13 protein-coding genes and 1 tRNA gene are annotated in these 17,711 nt (G+C 45.8%); 7 read left to right on the top strand and 7 right to left on the bottom strand.

The genetic code is table 11. The features are described from left to right. Positions 1–142 precede the first annotated feature (142 nt). The 3 genes from L6475_RS05765 to aspS all read right to left on the bottom strand — a co-directional run bounded on the left by L6475_RS05765 (position 143) and on the right by aspS (position 2,745). Positions 143–508, bottom strand: coding sequence for a hypothetical protein (locus L6475_RS05765; protein WP_237823481.1), 366 nt, complete (start codon positions 506–508; stop codon positions 143–145). Between the two features lie 55 nt (positions 509–563). Further along, positions 564–866, bottom strand: a complete 303-nt coding sequence (locus tag L6475_RS05760; RefSeq protein WP_237823479.1) for a winged helix-turn-helix domain-containing protein — start codon at positions 864–866, stop codon at positions 564–566. Positions 867–984: 118 nt separating this feature from the next. Further along, the gene (gene aspS, locus L6475_RS05755) at positions 985–2,745 is read right to left on the bottom strand and encodes an aspartate--tRNA ligase (protein ID WP_237823476.1); all 1,761 of its coding nucleotides are present in this window, start codon (positions 2,743–2,745) and stop codon (positions 985–987) included. A gap of 179 nt (positions 2,746–2,924) precedes the next feature. On the opposite strand from aspS, the gene L6475_RS05750 reads away from it, so the two are divergent. The 4 genes from L6475_RS05750 (at position 2,925) to pgk (ending at position 12,545) form a co-directional block, all read left to right on the top strand. Beyond that, complete coding sequence (locus tag L6475_RS05750) at positions 2,925–4,898, top strand: DUF5686 family protein (RefSeq protein WP_237823474.1); 1,974 nt, start codon at positions 2,925–2,927, stop codon at positions 4,896–4,898. 59 nt (positions 4,899–4,957) lie between these two features. Beyond that, positions 4,958–8,173 carry an exodeoxyribonuclease V subunit beta gene (locus L6475_RS05745; protein ID WP_237823471.1) on the top strand — a complete coding sequence of 1,072 codons (3,216 nt, stop codon included), beginning with the start codon at positions 4,958–4,960 and terminating at the stop codon, positions 8,171–8,173. A gap of 34 nt (positions 8,174–8,207) precedes the next feature. After that, entirely contained in the window at positions 8,208–11,204 is a 2,997-nt protein-coding gene (locus tag L6475_RS05740) for a PD-(D/E)XK nuclease family protein (RefSeq protein ID WP_237824048.1), read from the top strand. Positions 11,205–11,273: 69 nt separating this feature from the next. Further along, positions 11,274–12,545, top strand: a complete 1,272-nt coding sequence (pgk, locus tag L6475_RS05735) for a phosphoglycerate kinase (protein WP_237823468.1) — start codon at positions 11,274–11,276, stop codon at positions 12,543–12,545. Between the two features lie 108 nt (positions 12,546–12,653). Here the strand turns inward: pgk and L6475_RS05730 are convergent, their stop codons facing one another. Beyond that, the gene (locus L6475_RS05730; RefSeq protein WP_237823465.1) at positions 12,654–13,160 is read right to left on the bottom strand and encodes an STM3941 family protein; all 507 of its coding nucleotides are present in this window, start codon (positions 13,158–13,160) and stop codon (positions 12,654–12,656) included. A 324-nt stretch (positions 13,161–13,484) separates the two neighbouring features. Between L6475_RS05730 and L6475_RS05725 the strand changes: the two genes are divergently transcribed. Next, entirely contained in the window at positions 13,485–13,922 is a 438-nt protein-coding gene (locus L6475_RS05725) for a hypothetical protein (protein WP_237823462.1), read from the top strand. A 344-nt stretch (positions 13,923–14,266) separates the two neighbouring features. On the opposite strand, the gene L6475_RS05720 is transcribed toward L6475_RS05725, so the two are convergent. The 3 genes from L6475_RS05720 to L6475_RS05710 form a co-directional block, all read right to left on the bottom strand. After that, positions 14,267–14,339 (bottom strand) — tRNA-Lys (locus L6475_RS05720). A gap of 101 nt (positions 14,340–14,440) precedes the next feature. Further along, on the bottom strand, positions 14,441–16,084 hold the full coding sequence (locus L6475_RS05715; protein WP_237823459.1) for a C69 family dipeptidase: 1,644 nt from the start codon (positions 16,082–16,084) through the stop codon (positions 14,441–14,443). A 29-nt stretch (positions 16,085–16,113) separates the two neighbouring features. After that, positions 16,114–16,767, bottom strand: a complete 654-nt coding sequence (locus tag L6475_RS05710; RefSeq protein WP_237823456.1) for a tetratricopeptide repeat protein — start codon at positions 16,765–16,767, stop codon at positions 16,114–16,116. Between the two features lie 315 nt (positions 16,768–17,082). Between L6475_RS05710 and rplU the strand changes: the two genes are divergently transcribed. Both rplU and rpmA read left to right on the top strand, forming a co-directional pair. Beyond that, positions 17,083–17,400: a 50S ribosomal protein L21 gene (rplU, locus tag L6475_RS05705; RefSeq protein WP_237823453.1), complete on the top strand. Its 318-nt coding sequence runs from the start codon at positions 17,083–17,085 to the stop codon at positions 17,398–17,400. A 20-nt stretch (positions 17,401–17,420) separates the two neighbouring features. After that, entirely contained in the window at positions 17,421–17,684 is a 264-nt protein-coding gene (gene rpmA / locus L6475_RS05700; protein WP_237823451.1) for a 50S ribosomal protein L27, read from the top strand. The last annotated feature ends 27 nt before the right edge of the window (positions 17,685–17,711 follow it).

The following is a 17,711-nucleotide window of genomic DNA, read 5'->3' as shown; positions in this document are numbered from 1 at the left end:
CAATTACATAATCAGATAAACCGCTGGCAGCTATCAAGTAGATTTGCCGTGGCTTTCGGGTAGATTGCTAGTACCTTTTGGGCAGATTGCTAGTGGCTTTCGGGTAGATTGCTTGGGGAATCAAATTGATTGTATATGGTAATTAATAATTTTCTTCGAAAAGACTGAGTGAAAAGTCCTGTTGAGAGGTATCACTCACCTCATTTTCATCTTCCCTTTCCTGTTGAAAATTCAACATCAGTTGACGGGCATCTGCCGAGTTTTGCGTGTTCAACCGATAATAGCCACGACGTCCAGTACTTTCAATAAGCGACTGTGGTGATTTTGAATTTTTCAACAGATATTGCTGTACATATTGTTTCAGTTCCTGCAAATCGGGAGTAAAGAAAAACGTACAGTTCTGATTATACACATGCTTAGTCAGCGCCGAGACACTGATGCCCCGCTCGTCAACTTCTGAGAGAATTTTCAATATCTGTTGGTCGTAAGTCATTATGCTCCTAATCATAAAAAAGGTCGGTAAGTGTTGATTACCGACCTTTTTTATACTTATGCCTTCTCGATTAAGCCAGAACAATCTTATTGTCCTCAGTGCTCAAAAGCTTACCCTCTTTGAAGAGCCAGCCCAAACCGAGCAACGTTTCTTCCTTAGTAATTTTTGCTACCTTAGCAATCTCATCTACTGTGAGAGCCTTTTCAGCAGCTGCCAGTGCCTGATAAACATCTCCTGCCTTGAAACCGATAGTCTCAGCGTTCACATAAAGAACGTTCTTAGCAGCAACTTTCTTTGTGGTGGTTGATTTCTTGGCTGCAGTTGCCTTTGTTTCAGTAGCAGCCTTCTTTGTCGTAGCTTTCTTTTCTGCCATAATTTAGTAAAGATAATTAATTACACTATTTAGTGTGAGTTATTATTTTCGGTCACAAAATTACGACTTTTTCACAGTCAACTACTTCTACCACAGGAAATATTTATTAGAATTAACTTTATTCTTGACGAATATCAATCTTTAACTGTAATTCCTCCAACTGTTTGGGATCCAGTTCACCAGGAGCGTCAAGCATCACATCACGGCCTGAATTATTCTTCGGGAATGCAATACAGTCACGAATGCTGTCCAATCCTGCCATAAGACTTACGAAGCGATCCAAACCGAAAGCGAGACCAGCGTGAGGGGGAGCTCCATACTTGAAAGCATTGATCAGGAAGCCGAACTGAGCCATGGCACGCTCTGGGGTGAATCCAAGAATCTGGAACATCTTCTCCTGAAGTTTGCCATCGTGAATACGAAGTGAACCGCCGCCTACCTCAACGCCGTTGCACACAAAGTCATAAGCCACGGCACGAACCTTCGCCGGATCCGTATCAAGCAAGGGGATATCGTCGGGATTAGGCATTGTGAAAGGATGGTGTGTAGCCATCAGGCGCTGTTCCTCATCGCTCCACTCGAACAAGGGGAAGTCAACAATCCAAAGACAAACGAACTTGTCTTTATCGCGCAAGCCCAAACGGTCGCCCATTTCCAGACGCAGTGTGCACAACTGCACACGAGTTTTATTGGCATTGTCGCCACTGAGCATCAGCACCAGATCGCCATCTTTAGCACCCATTGCCTCTTTCACCTTCTGCCATACTTCAGGTTCATAGAACTTATCAATGCTCGACTTCACAGTACCGTCAGAGTTAAACTTCACATAAACCAGTCCCTTTGCTCCGACCTGAGGACGCTTCACAAAGTCTGTCAGCTGATCGAGCTGCTTTCGGGTATAGTCGGCAGCACCTGGCACACAGATAGCGCCGATATAGTTGGCTTCATTGAACACGGGGAAGGTACCAGTACCTTTCAGTATATCCATCAGTTCAACAAATTCCATTCCAAAGCGGAGGTCTGGTTTATCGCTACCGAAACGACGCATAGCCTCGTGCCAGGTCATACGTTGCAAGGCAGGAAGTTCCACGCCACGAATCTCTTTAAAAAGATGACGAGCCAGATCCTCAAAAATCTGAAGCACATCTTCTTGTTCTACAAACGACATCTCACAGTCAATCTGAGTAAACTCAGGCTGACGGTCTGCACGCAGGTCCTCATCACGGAAGCACTTGGCTATCTGAAAGTAACGGTCGAAACCGCTCACCATCAACAGCTGCTTCAGTGTTTGCGGACTCTGAGGAAGAGCATAGAACTGTCCTGGATTCATACGACTGGGAACCACGAAATCGCGAGCTCCCTCTGGGGTAGAGCCAATAAGAATAGGTGTTTCAACCTCAATAAAGTTCTGGGCATCGAGGAAGTTACGAATCAGGATAGTCATCTTATGGCGCAGTTCCAAATTCTTACGAACTGCGGCACGACGCAAATCCAGATAGCGATACTTCATTCGAATATCATCACCGCCATCGGTATTATCTTCAATCGTGAAAGGAGGGGTCAGACTCTCACTGAGCACATTCAGTTCGCTCACCAGAATCTCAATATCGCCCGTAGGCATTTTGGCATTCTTGGATTCACGCTCGCTCACGGTACCCACTACTTGGATACAGAACTCGCGGCCCAGTTTATTGGCGCGCTCACACAGCTCTGCATCGCTGTCTTCAATGAACACCAACTGGGTAATGCCATAGCGATCGCGAAGATCGACAAAAGTCATGCCTCCCATTTTGCGGGTGCGCTGCACCCATCCGGCCAATGTCACTTGCTGACCGGCATCAGCGAGACGAAGCTCGCCACAAGTTTTGGTTCTATACATTTTTATTTATGTTTTATCAAATTTAGCTGCAAAATTACTCATAATATTCGAAACAACGGCCAAACTTGGAAAATTTATTTCAAAAACCACTTTATAATTCAATAATAATTTGTAATTTTGGGCCTGTGAAATACGCGCGCATAATTGTAGGTATCATCTTGTTGACATTTGGGCTCAACATGAATGCTAGAGAGGCCGACTCGCTGGTTCTTAACCGTATGTTTGCCTACCAGCATGAATACAAGAACAAGCTCGACTCTTTCACTACCAATTGTTACACGAAGTACTTTTTCGACACACAGCGACGCAACTTACTCATGTGGCTCATCCCTGACATGTATCCCTTTGCCCGTGGCGAAAGACAATATGTCAGCGAGCAGTTCAACGAGGTAAAGTTTACAGATCTTGACAATGTAAAACTCAAACAGCGTTTGTTTTTCACTACGGTTCCCCGCGACCGCAAGCCTTTCAGCATTCTCAATGAATTCACTATTCCCCAACTTTACTCCACCACCCTTTATGGCGACCATATTCTCTCGCCTTTTCATCCTGACAACAGGGTGTTCTATCGCTATCGTGTAAAGCATTCGGGAGTGCGTCAGGCCATCGTAGAATTCAGTCCACGTTTGGGCAACAACACACAACTTGTTACGGGGCAGGCCGTTGTGCTGTTATCTTCCGGTCGTGTGCTTGATGTTGACATCAAAGGTGAATATGACCTGATACGATTCCACTCAACTATCAACCAAGGCACTGAAAAGCGGAAAGACAAAACGCCTCTACCTTTGAATTGCAAAACCAATATTGATTTCAATTGGTTGGGCAATCGCATACAATCTTCGTTTGTCTCCGTCTATAATCTGCCTCACCTGTCCTCTCTGTCCAAGACAGATACAACCGACCGTCAGAAAATAGATAAAATCCGGCCGCTTCAGCTTAGCAAGGCTGAGCGTTCGGTCATTGAGCAGTACGATGTCAAGGAAAAGCAATCTCACGAGACCATTGAGAGAGACACGACAACAAAAACGATCTCACTGACCACCTTGAAGGAAATCGGATGGGATGTAGGCAGCTATCTTGTAAGAAGTCATCATGGTGAAGAAAAGAACTTCTCGTTCAACCTCTCACCTATTCTTCAGCCTCAGTATCTGAACTATAGCCACAGCAGGGGTGTTTCATATAAGATGAACCTTGCCACTCTATACAATCTAGGCGGCAACAGTAATCTTTCCTTCGCACCTACATTGGGTTATAACTTCAAAATCAAGCAGTTTTTCTACCAACTTCCTTTCCGCTATAACTATAACAAGAAGAAAGAAGACTTTCTGGAACTGGTTTGGAACAACGGCAACCGCATTGCCAACTCATCGGTACTGGAAGAATTAAAAGACGAGAAAGGTAATTTGCCCGAACTTGAAGAGTTCGACCTCACCACCTTCGATGACAACCGTCTTAAACTGACTAATAGTAACCAACTGAGTTCTTGGCTACGCCTGGAGGAAGGACTTGTCTATCACCGTCGAACGGCTATCCATCCCGAGTATATGGAGAAATTCAGTCGTCCAACGGTTTACAACTCTTTTGCACCGAGCATCACCCTGTTCCTTCAGCCTTGGACGGGCCGCACAGTGTTCAGCATCAACTACGAGCGTGGTGTCAGTTTGGGCGACTGCCACCTGAGATATGGCCGCTGGGAGGCCAGTGCTTCCCGTATTTTCCGACTGCCCAGCACTCAAGCCATAAGTATTCGTGTTGGAGGTGGTATGTACACCGACAAGAATCAAAGTTATTTTATGGATTATGCAAACTTCACCGAGAACTACTTGGAAGGAGGATGGGACGACAACTGGTCGGGTAGTTTTCAGTTACTCGACTCTCGTCTGTACAACACATCATCCTATTATCTGAATAATAACATCAGTTATGATACGCCCCTCTTGCTCACCTCGTTCATACCCTATTTGGGGCATTATGTTGAACGCGAGCGGTTCTACCTGAACGGGCTACTCATCGAGCACAGTCGCCCCTATTGGGAATTTGGCTATGGCTTTAGTACACATCTTTGTTCAATAGGTCTCTTTGGAAGTTTCCTCGACTTTTCGTTCCAGCAGTTTGGTGCTAAGTTCACCATTGAATTGTTCCGTCGCTGGTAATCGGGGACAGAGTTTTTTTTCTTTGGACAATTTACAAGAAATAGAATATATTAATTCTCATGACTCAAAATACACCTCTTATTATATATAGAGCGAGCGCTGGTAGTGGTAAGACATTCACACTTGCCACTGAGTATATCAAACTTGTGGTAAAGAATCCGCAGGTCTACAAGCAGATTCTGGCTGTGACGTTCACCAACAAGGCCACCGAAGAAATGAAGATGCGCATACTTAGTCAGTTGTATGGCATCTGGCGCCAGTTGCCCGATTCCAAAGGATATATAGATGCTGTATGCCGCGATTTGGATGCAAGTCCTGAGTTTGTATCCCATCAGGCTGGTATTGCCTTGACCAATCTACTCCACAACTACAGTTATTTCCGAATAGAGACCATCGACTCGTTTTTCCAAAGTGTACTTCGCAATCTGGCACGCGAACTGGAACTCACGGCCAACATCACCATCGAACTGGATGACAAACAGGTCGAGGCACAAGCCGTTGACGAACTGATTGAGAACCTATCGGCCCAAGATCTCATGCTGCAATGGATTCTCGACTATATCAAGAACACCATCAGTGAGGACCGCTCCTGGAACATCATCAACAAACTGAAGGATTTTGGCATTACCATTTTCAAAGATTCCTATAAGAAAGAGAGTCAGGCATTATACGCACGAATGAGTCAGCCAGGCTTCTTTGAAAACTATGTGAGCACACTCGAGCAGATGCGCCAAAATGCCAAGAAACGAATGCAAAGCCTTGGCGAACGATTCTTTAAGATACTGAAGGAAAACGGACTGGAAGTGGGCGATTTCACCTATGGTTCATCAGGTGTGGCATCTGTGTTTGTAAAACTTCAGCGTGGTGATGATTTCAAATCAGAGATTATCAACACTCGTGTCAGGAATTGCGAGGACAATCCTGAAGGCTGGTGCAAGAAGACACATCCCCGCCGTGATGAGATTGTTGCCTTAGCTCATGGTTCACTGAACGCCCTGCTCAAGGAAGTCATCCAGGAACAGCCACGCCAGTGGTCACTCTACCAGTCGGCCACCCTCACTCTCCGGCATCTCAGTCAGTTACGCTTGCTGGAGAGTATTGAGAGTAAGGTTCGCGAACTGAACAAAGGGGCCAATAGATTCCTGCTGAGCGACACGCAGAAACTGCTGCATGACCTTATTGATGGCAGCGACTCACCTTTCATTTTCGAAAAGATAGGAACACAGTTGGAACATATCATGATAGATGAGTTCCAGGACACCTCGACCGTTCAGTGGCAAAACTTCAAGGTATTGCTACAAGAGACCATGAGTCACGAAGCCTCTGAGAATCTGATTGTGGGCGATGTTAAGCAGAGTATCTATCGCTGGCGCAACGGCGATTGGCGCTTGCTGAACAATATTCTTCAGGAGTTTCCCGATGCCAGCAATCAATTGAACGTGCGCACCCTAGCCACCAACTACCGTTCCTGCCGTAGGGTGATTAATTTCAATAATGCTTTCTTTACCCAGGCTTCACAGATAATGCAGCTCGCCGCTTATAGCGATGTAAAACAGGATGTACCTGAGAACAAAGGAGACGAGGGGTATATCCGGATTGAGTTGAAACCGGCTGATGACTATCAGGAACAGGTACTCAGCACACTGATGAACCAGATAGCTGAACTGATAAATGCCAATATTCCTACTTCCGACATTGCTATTCTGGTGCGCACCAATAGATTCATTCCCGAAATAGCCAACTATTTCATGGAGCACATGCCTCAAGTGCCTATCGTCAGCGACGAGGCTTTCCGGCTTGATGCCTCACCAGCGGTGCAGACCATTGTTCAAGCCATCCGCTATCTGACCGATGAAAACGATCATATAGCCAAGGCTTTCCTGGCTTCAACCTATTCTCATCTGCATCCCTATCTCGAAGATCTCGACAGCCAATTACCCACACAGTTTGTCAGTCAGCGCGATGAGCTCAGGCAACTGCCTCTTTACGAACTCACCGAGCGTATTTTCTCTATCTTCGACCTGCAGCAGTATGAGGGGCAGAGCGCCTATCTGTGTGCCTTCTACGACTATGTGACTACTTTTGTCAACGAGCAGACCACCGACCTAAAGAGTTTCCTGAAAAGATGGGATGAGTATTTCTGTTCAAAAACCATTCAGAGCCCTGAAGTAAATGGTATCCGCATCATCAGTATCCATAAGTCAAAAGGCCTAGAGTTTCCCTATGTGTTCATTCCTTTCTGCGACTGGAAAATGGAACAGAACGATGTACTCTGGTTCCATCCCAAGAAAGAACCATTCAACGAACTGCCCATAGTACCCATAGACTACAGCAAGAGTGGCATGGAGAATACGATCTATGAAGCTGAGTATAATGAAGAGCATCAGCAGGTGATGGTTGATAACATGAACCTACTCTATGTAGCTTTTACCCGTGCATCGAGAGTTCTTTCTGTTATTGGTAAGCGTAACAGTGGACAAAACTACTCAGCCTCAATCATAGAAGCAACCTTGCCCTTGCTTACTAATCAGCTGGCAGAGTCTTGTCTCGAAAGCGTGGAAGATGAGGGACAGCCCATTATCTTCGAATATGGAAACCTTTCCGATACCAATCAAATATACAGCAAGGGAGCTGACTCACAGAGTCTCCCGGCTGTTCACGCCTCAACAAAAAAGGTGGAAGATACGCCCCATCCTAACGTCTTTCTCCGCCAAAGCGCCCCCATCGTCGCCAACATCGAGGCATTTGCCCAGAAAGTGGAGTTCAAGCAGAGCAACGATAGTAGGAAGTTTGCACTTCCCGACGATGACGACGAGGTCCAACAGCAGGCCAACTACATTCAGATGGGAAGCATCCTCCATGAAGTATTCTCAACCATTCGCACTACGGCCGATATAGACAATGCCCTGCGACGCATGGAGCTTGACGGTATTCTTTACGACAGCCATCTCACGCGCGAACGCATCGAAGACCTCATCCGCAAGCGTATCTCACACCCACAGGTGGCACAATGGTATGATGCCAAATGGAAGCTCTTCAACGAATGCACCATCCTGGCTACTGATCCTCATACCGGTAAAACCTTCGAGCGCCGTCCCGACCGTGTTATGACCGATGGTCATGAGATGATTGTTGTTGATTTTAAGTTCGGACGCCCACGCCAAGAGTATCACCAACAAGTACAGGAATACATGGACCTTCTTGCCTCAATGGGCTATGATAATATTCATGGCTACCTGTGGTATGTCTATTCTAACCATATTGAAGAAGTATAATCCCACCACCCTCATTTATCATCACGACATCCGAATGAAATCATTCTTACAATACGTTGCCCAAGACCTCATCAGCCGATTTGGCGAGAATCTATCCCATGTGGCTGTGGTATTCCCCAACAAGCGTGCAGCCCTGTTCCTAAGTGACGAGCTGGCTCACCTCAGTAAGCACCCTATTTGGAGCCCAGCCTATATCACCATCAGCGAACTGTTTCGCCGACACAGTATCCGACAGGTTGCCGACCCCATCAAACTGGTGTGCGACCTGCACCGTTGTTTCACTGAACAGACTGGACTCGACGAAACGCTCGACCATTTCTACGGTTGGGGACAATTGTTATTGTCCGACTTTGACGATGTAGACAAGCACATGGCCGATGCCGACAAGGTGTTTGCCAACCTTCGCAATATTCACGAACTGGATGATGTATCTTATCTCACTGACGAGCAGCGACAGATTCTCCAGAAATTCTTCAGCAATTTCTCTGACACCCATAACACTGAACTCAAACAGCGTTTCCTCAGACTATGGTCGCGCATGGGCGATATCTATCATGCCTTCAACAGTCTATTGGCCCAGCAGCAACTAGCCTACGAGGGCGCTCTGTATCGTGAAGTGGCTGAACAAAAAGACCTTCCTTTCGAATACGAGCACTATGTGCTTGTAGGCTTCAACATGCTGCAGGAGGTGGAGCAACGCATTTTCAGTATACTGCAACAACGAGGCATGGCCACCTTCTATTGGGATTTCGACCATTACTATATGCCCAAGAGGAAAAACCGAATGCAGGACAATGAGGCCGGTCATTACATCGCTCAGTATCTTGCTCACTTCCCCAATGCATTCGACAATACGAAGACCGACATCTACAACAATTTCTCTACCCCGCGCAACATACGATATATATCGGCTTCAACCGAAAATTCGCAAGCCCGTTTCATCGCTACATGGCTGAAAGAGCAACATTCTGAGAATGATTCAGACCATACTCGCTTCGAGCGTATAGATGCAGGCAGACGAACAGCAATCGTACTTTGCAATGAGTCACTGCTGCAAACGGTCATTCATTGTCTGCCCAACGAGGTTGAACAAGTGAACATCACCACGGGATTTCCTCTCATACAATCACCTGCGGCCTCATTGGTCACACTCCTACTGACCTTACAGACCACTGGCTATTCTCATCAACGGCAGACTTTTCGATTAACTCAGGTACTGGCCGTACTGAACCATCCCTACGCCAAATTCATCACTGAGCAGTTTGCCCAACTAAAAAATACACTTCGCAATCAGCATCTGTACTATCCCACTTCTACCGACCTGCATCAAGATGAAGGCACGCAACTTATTTTTACCCACTATGACGACCACAAACAATTGCTCACATGGCTCTGCCAGATAATGCAATTAGTAGCACGCAATGTCGAGTTGAAAAGCGCCCCACTGGCCGATCCGCTGGCACAAGAATCTCTTTTCCGCATGTACACACTTTTGAACCGACTGAAAGCCCTTGTGGCATGCGGTGACCTAAAAGTTGATATTGTGACCCTCCAGCGACTCATTAGTCAGCTAGTATCATCGACTAGTGTGCCATTCCACGGTGAACCAGCCGAAGGGTTGCAGGTGATGGGTGTATTGGAAACGCGCAATCTTGACTTCGACCATGTGCTGATTCTATCGTGCAACGAGGGCAACATGCCAAAGGGTGTTAACGACACTTCGTTCATTCCCTATAGCATTCGTAAAGCCTACGGGCTGACCACCATAGACCACAAGGTTTCTATCTATTCTTACTACTTCCACCGGTTGTTGCAAAGAGCCAAGGATGTAACCATTCTCTACAATAATGCTACCACTGATGGACGCACCTGTGAAATGTCGCGCTTCATGCTTCAGTTGATGGTTGAGAGTCCACATAGGTTCTCGTTCAACACGCTGCAGGCCGGGCAAAACAACGTGCCGGTCAATCCACAGGCCATAGAGAAATCGTCTGTTATCATGCAACGACTCATGAAGCGCTTTGATCCCACCCAGAACCCCGATGTTAACACGCCACTACTCACGCCAACGGCTATTAACAGTTATATGCGCTGCCAGTTACAGTTCTTCTACAACTACGTATGCGGCCTGCGCCAAAACATTGACAATGAAGATGATACTATCGACAACCGAATCTTCGGCAACATCTTCCACGAGGCTTCCCAAACCATCTACGAGCAGCTGACCCAGAAGAGCAGACAGATTGTAAAGCACGACATCGAACAACTACTGAAATCGGGGGTGGAAATTGAAATGGCCGTTGACAGAGCTTTACAAAAAGAATTATTCGGCAATGCAAATATCCACAACCTCAGCAACCACCTCAACGGTCTGCAACTTATCAACCGTCAGGTCATTATCCACTACCTGCGACAACTGTTGCAGATAGACAGCCGACTAACTCCTTTCACAATTATAGGCCTGGAATGTCTCACTAAGACAACCATTGAGACCCCTCACATTACTACGACCATCGGTGGACGAATAGACCGTCTGGACCGCATTACTGAAATCAATCCTATTACAGGTCTGAAAGAAGAACGCATCCGAGTGGTGGATTACAAGACGGGCGGATCAAAAAATGACAAGTCACTGGCCAACGTTCAGGCCATCTTTGATGCACAGGAACTGGTCAAACACAGCGATTACTATCTGCAGACTTTTATATACAGCATCATAGTGCGCACCTCCAGCCAATTCAATGCCGGCAATCTACCTGTGAGCCCAGCTTTGCTCTTTATCCAACATGCCGGAAAGGACAACTACGACCCGATTCTCCGCTTTGGACGGGAACGCATAGACGATGTTGAGAATACGCGTGAAGAGTTTTCCCGACTACTCAGTGACACCATAGACCAGATGTTCAATCCCGACATACCATTTACACCTACTGCCGACCGACAGCAATGTACCAGATGTCCTTACTTTCAAATATGCAACAGTAACCGCAAAAAAAGTATAAATAATGAAACTTCGATTGCAGTTTCCTGATATTATTTCGTACCTTTGCGTGCGATTCATTGAAGATTATTCTTAATTTCTTTTAATTATTATAAAATTATGACTATCAACGAATTCAATTTTGCCGGTAAGAAGGCAATCGTACGTGTAGACTTTAACGTACCCCTCGATGAGAATGGTAAGATTACAGACGACACCCGTATCCGCGGTGCCCTGCCTACCCTGAAGAAGATTCTGGCCGACGGCGGTGCTACCATTATCATGAGCCACATGGGTAAGCCCAAAGGTAAGGTAGATATGAAGAAGTCTCTGGGTCAGATCCGCGAGGCTGTAGAGAAGGCTCTGGGTGTTCCCGTTGCTTTCGCTCCCGACTGCGCTAAGGCTGCCGACGCTGCCAAGGCTCTGAAGATGGGTGAAGCTCTACTGCTGGAGAACCTGCGCTTCTATCCTGAGGAAGAGGGTAAGCCCGTAGGTGTAGAGAAGGGTACTCCTGAGTACGACGAGGCTAAGAAGGCCATGAAGGCCAGCCAGAAGGAGTTTGCCAAGACTCTGGCTTCTTATGCTGACTGCTACGTGATGGATGCCTTCGGCACCGCTCACCGCAAGCACGCTTCTACCGCTGTTATCGCCGACTACTTCGACGCTGACAACAAGATGCTGGGTCTGCTGATGGAGAAGGAGGTACAGGCTGTTGACGCCGTACTGTCTAACATCAAGCGTCCTTTCGTTGCCATCATGGGTGGTTCTAAGGTATCTTCTAAGATTGGTATCATCGAGAACCTGCTTGGTAAGGTTGATAAGCTCATCCTCTGCGGTGGTATGACCTACACTTTCGCAAAGGCTCACAACGGCGAGATTGGCGACTCTATCGTAGAGCTCGACAAGCTGGATGTAGCTCTGGGTGTGGAGGAGCTGGCCAAGAAGAATGGCGTAGAACTGGTTCTGGGTTCTGACTGCACCGCTACCAACGGTCTCGACTTTGGTACTATGACAGTAAAGGCTGGTGCTGAAATCATCACCTGCCCTGCTAACAAGGTTCCTGCAGGTTTCGAGGGTGTTGACGCTGGTCCTGAGAGCCAGAAGGCATTTGCCGAGGCTATCAAGGGTGCCAAGACGATCCTGTGGAACGGTCCTGCCGGTGTATTCGAGTGCGACGCCTTCACCGCTGGTTCACGTGCCATCGGCGACGCTATCGCTGAGGCTACCAAGAACGGTGCCTTCTCTCTGATTGGTGGTGGCGACTCTGTAGCTTGTGTCAACAAGTTCGGTCTGGCCGACCAGGTATCTTACATCTCTACTGGTGGTGGTGCTCTGCTTGAGGCCATCGAGGGTAAGGTTCTCCCTGGCGTAGCAGCTATCAAGGGCGAATAAAATAGCTTTAAGGAGCGAGTAATTTCATTACTATATACAGTATCTGAGTTATCCACTCCTATATATAAACAAAAAAGTGCGATCCATTGATTTGGTTCGCACTTTTTCTTATTTTCGTTTCAGCCTTTCATTCAGCAGGTCGCATAACTCTTCGGCCTTTATGCTTGTACCTGTGGTAGAGATGTTTTCCTGTGCATTCACCAGTCGGCGGTTCAGGAAACGTATGATACGGCCAATACTACTGGCCTCGTTCATCTTTTGCTGCTCAACATCGGTCTTATAGTGTATGGCGATAAACTTCTGGTCTCCCATCTTTACAACTTGAAACGACTTTACATCGGCAAAGTTGATGATGGTCTGTTTTATTCCTTGACTGATGATGCTGGTGTCAGTAATCGTCAGAAATGGCTTGTTCATCAGTCTTTCCATAAACAATGAGTAAAGAATAGAAAGGCTAGCTAAACCAAAGAATGCGATGCCAATCCATGCCACAATCACCGAAAAAACGCTCTTAGGATTATTGAGCATAAAGATGCTAAGAGCAATAAAAACAAAACATCCCAAAGCCATTAGCAGTATGCGCCAAGGGGAATGATAGACTCTGATTTCTTCCATAACACTATTTATTTTAATGGTTCAACGGTATACAATTGTTCTTTGTATTAAATGCAAAGATACTAATAATAGAATAATTCTCGATACCCTTGTACCCACTTTTAGAATTGTTTAGTATAATGTGACATGTAAATGACGATTTGGCCATTCAGACATTTATTGGCATGAAGAACTGATAGGAAAAAGTAACGACTTAAACAATTATGAAACTTATCAGTATATCGCTTGCGACACATGGTTAATCATTCTTAAAATAAATATTGAATCGCTTGCGATGTAAGATAATATAACTATCTTTGCACCAACAAAATATAAATTTAAGTTATGAAATACGTAAAATTATTCTTTCGCCTTCTTTTAGGCATATTTATGACCTATGCTGGTTTCAGTCATTTAACAATAGCACGTCAAGAGTTTGTAGCACAAGTTCCTGTTTGGATGCAGTTCACTCCCGAATTTACCGACTTTGTGGTGCTGGCATCAGGCGTAGTAGAAATAGCACTCGGACTTGGTATGCTGTTCCTTTGGAAAAAGAAAGCAATTGTAGGTGCACTGCTTGCTCTCTTCTACGTACTCATCTTCCCAGGCAACATCAATCAATACGTGAACCACATCGATGCTTTCGGACTCGATACCGATCAGGCCCGTTTCATCAGACTGTTTTTCCAGCCCGTACTCATATTCCTCGCTCTGTGGTCAACAGGAGGCATGAAGTACTGGAAACTATGGATAAAAGGAAAAATCAAGGACAACGAAGAATAACTCCACCTTACATCACCTGTCGAGCAGTTGCCTAGGGCATTATATGTAAATAGGAGTAAGAGGAAAGTAGAAAAGGTGTTTTCAGTAGAAAACCCATTTCTAAGTACACAATCTCAGTGTTTGGTAGAACATTTATGATAGGCGGTAGAACATTTGGTAGAACAACCATCATTAGTTAGTTACTTGTAATTCCTGATAGCTCTATTAATACCCAGCCAGGCTGCGTGGTTCAACATTGTTTCTAACGTGACAGAACTATCGAAGAATTAGTTAGTTAGCAGTATCATAACCGCTATTTAACACAAAATCGACGAACCTTTCAAGTTCGTCGATTCTAATTATTGTACACCCGCAGGGGTTCGAACCCTGGACACCCTGATTAAGAGTCAGGTGCTCTACCAACTGAGCTACGGGTGCATCCCTTGGTTTTGCGGGTGCAAAGGTAGGCATTATTTTTTATTCTACCAAAAATTATGCCTACTTTTTACAAAAAAATATTCTTCACACCCACATAAAACCTATTCAGGAGCCTCAAACTTCTTACCTGTCTGCTGAACAAGACGACGAGCAAAGCCTGAAGGATAGCCAGGACGAGTAACACGTGAGCCAAGTCCTTCAGGGGTACGAGTGAACACACCATTCTGTTCTGGCTTGATAATCATGTCGTTGTACTTAACAATCAATTTCACAGCCAAGAGATTCCACTCAGCCAGCATTTCATTAGCCTTCTGAGCCGAGTAATCAGTGAGGAATTTCACACGTTCGTCACGCTGAAGCGTCAGAGCCTTATCCTCTATCTCTTTCTGAAGGAGGAAATAAGAACGGTCAAGAGAGTCACGTTTCTGCTCAAGAGTGGGAAACAACAGCGAATAGCGAGGATATACCATATTGGCCACCCAGTTCTGCACCCAATAGGCATTCTCGGTAGAGAAATTCAGGGCATCGACGCCTGGAGTGTTGTAAGGACGTGGAGCCTGAGTTGCGCAGCAGTACACAGGAGTATAGGGCACCATGTTTCCATCGTCATTTCCAAACCATAGTACGCCCCCCACTTCTCGAGGCAACCATGAACGCATCTGAGCAACATAACTGAAACCTGTTTGCTGGGTAGAGATGGGGCGCTCGTTGAAATATTTCTTTCCATCCACATTATAATATAAAGGTGTAGGACGGTAAGGCATTTCCCAGATGCCACCTCCCTGATCGCCATCAAGGGCGAAAGGGGTGTTCTCATAATGATCACGCATGGCTGCCTCAATGTCGTCAAGTCCTAACTGACGGACGGGTTTCACCCATAGGGGCATCGACTCGGCATCCTTCTGAATACCCTCGGCCCAGGCTACATAACGATCCATACCCTCTGCAAAACGATTAAAGAAGCTCCACACACGGGCATCACACATACGACGACCGCCAAAATCGGGAAAAGCATATACATCACGGAAAGAAAAGTCTTCGTCCTTGCCTGAGAACCATCCCATCTTGCGGGCATATTTAACCACATTCTTTGAGTAAAGGACGTTGCCAGATTTATCCTTCATATTGAAGTGGGTGATGCGACTTTGATTGGCATGGGCACAAATCACATCATCAGGAATACGGAGGGCCACCCAAACGGTACGCTCCTTGGACAGCTTACGGTCACTGGCACATCCCATCATCTCCATAATCCATGCTTCGTTGGGATCACAGATGGTAAAAGTCTCACCTTCGGAATTGTACCCATATTGCTCAACGAGGGTGGTCATTACCTTAATCGCTTCACGAGCAGTCTTTGAACGCTGCAAGGCAATATAGATGAGCGAACCATAATCGATAATGCCTGTAGTATCAACCATCTCTTCACGTCCACCAAAGGTAGTCTCGCCAATGGTCACTTGATATTCGTTCATATTACCTATCACATTGAAGGTTTCTGAGGCTTCGGCAATCTCACCTCCATAGGCATGGGTATCCCAGTTGATGACCTGACGCATCTCGCCCGGCTGGTGCTTGGCTGCCGGATAATGGGCTAAACCGATGAACATCCCATAGTCGTCGGCATTATAGGTACAGATTACGGAGCCATCCTTAGATGCTTTTTTACCAACAATGAAATTGGTACATGCCATGGCCCCTACAGCCATTGCAGTGAATGTCAATAATAATAATTGTCGTTTCATTTTAAGTTTGTATTGTTTTGTACTAAATTTTACTTACACTGGTCTATCCACTCCTTCAGTGCAACACGGGGAATGCCACGTTTTATCGCCTTTTCCAGTTCTTGCCAAGCCTCATCATAACGCTTCAACTGAAGAAGCAACTGCACTTTTGAAGCTACGAAATCCGCATTTAAAGGCTTACGGAAAATTGCTTCATCCCAATCGAACAAGGCCACCTCATACTGCTGAAGTTCAGCTTCAAAACCAGCACGAGCCACGTAGGCATAGACAGAATCGGGAAACAACTGAACCAAGCGGTTCATCTCGTCAAGTGCATCCGTCTTCCTGCCCATATTTCTTTTGACCATAGCCAATCCCAACTGGGCCTCGAAATGCTTAGGCTGTAAAGAAAGGAAGGTTTCATAATCGTATTTTGCCATGTCATAACGACGCAGATGGACGTTTGCATAGGCACGAAAATACAAGGCAGCCAAATTCTTGGCATCTAATTCCAACACACGCCCATACTCTTCAACAGCATATTCCCATTGATTAAGTTCAATATTTACAGCAGCCTTCTTCAACCGCAAATCCGTGGATCGAGGCGATAGACGAATCATTCCGTTGAGAACGGATAGAGAATCGCGCCATTGCTGAGGTGTTTGGGCAGTAGTGACTCCTAGCCCTAAAAAAAGGGTTATCATCAAAAGTAATATGCTGCGAGTATTCATATACACCATATTTAATATTTATGCAAAAGTACATATTTCAGATGAAACCAATACTTCCTATAGACAGACAATAACGCTAATTACGATTTTTTAAAGTCTTATTGCCAGATAAAATCGATATTAGTATATTAAATAAAGTTAAACTTTTAGACTCAAAAAGATAAAATAATCATTACTATGCAGAAAAATAAGTACCTTTGCAGCCCGAAAGAGTCCGTGGAGGCAGGGTGAAGTGTGTACGGACGTACACCGCCTTACGGAAAAAACCCTATTTACAAACAAAAACAAATGTACGCAATTGTAGAAATTCAGGGTCAGCAGTTCAAGGCTGAGGAGGGCAAGAAGCTCTTCGTGCACCACATCAAAGACGTGGAGGCAGGCAAGACTGTTGAGTTTGACAAGGTGCTGCTCGTAGATGCCGACGGCGCTGTCAAGGTTGGCGCACCCACCGTAGAAGGTGCAAAAGTAGTAGTTGAAGTAGTGAACCCGCTGGTGAAGGGCGACAAAGTCATCGTTTTCAAGATGAAGCGTCGTAAGGATTCTCGCAAGCGCAATGGTCATCGTGAGCAGTTCACTCAGGTAGAAGTTAAACAGGTAATCGCTTAAAACGTAGGAGGAACAACATTATGGCACATAAAAAAGGTGTAGGTAGTTCTAAGAACGGCCGCGAGAGTGCAGCACAGCGACTCGGCGTGAAGATCTGGGGTGGACAGAAAGTACAGGCAGGCAACATCATCGTACGCCAGCGTGGTACTCATCACAATCCAGGCAATGGCGTAGGAATTGGTAAGGACGACACGCTTTATGCCCTCATTGATGGCACCGTGAATTTCCACAAAGGAAAGCACGATAAGAGCGTTGTTTCAGTAATTCCTGAAGCCGAAGCTTAAAACTTACAAACAAACACTTATTCCAAA

The organism is Prevotella sp. E9-3, from assembly GCF_022024015.1.
Lineage (GTDB): Bacteria > Bacteroidota > Bacteroidia > Bacteroidales > Bacteroidaceae > Prevotella.
Note: the sequence above shows the minus strand (reverse complement) of the source record. Positions and strands in the feature narration are given on the sequence as shown.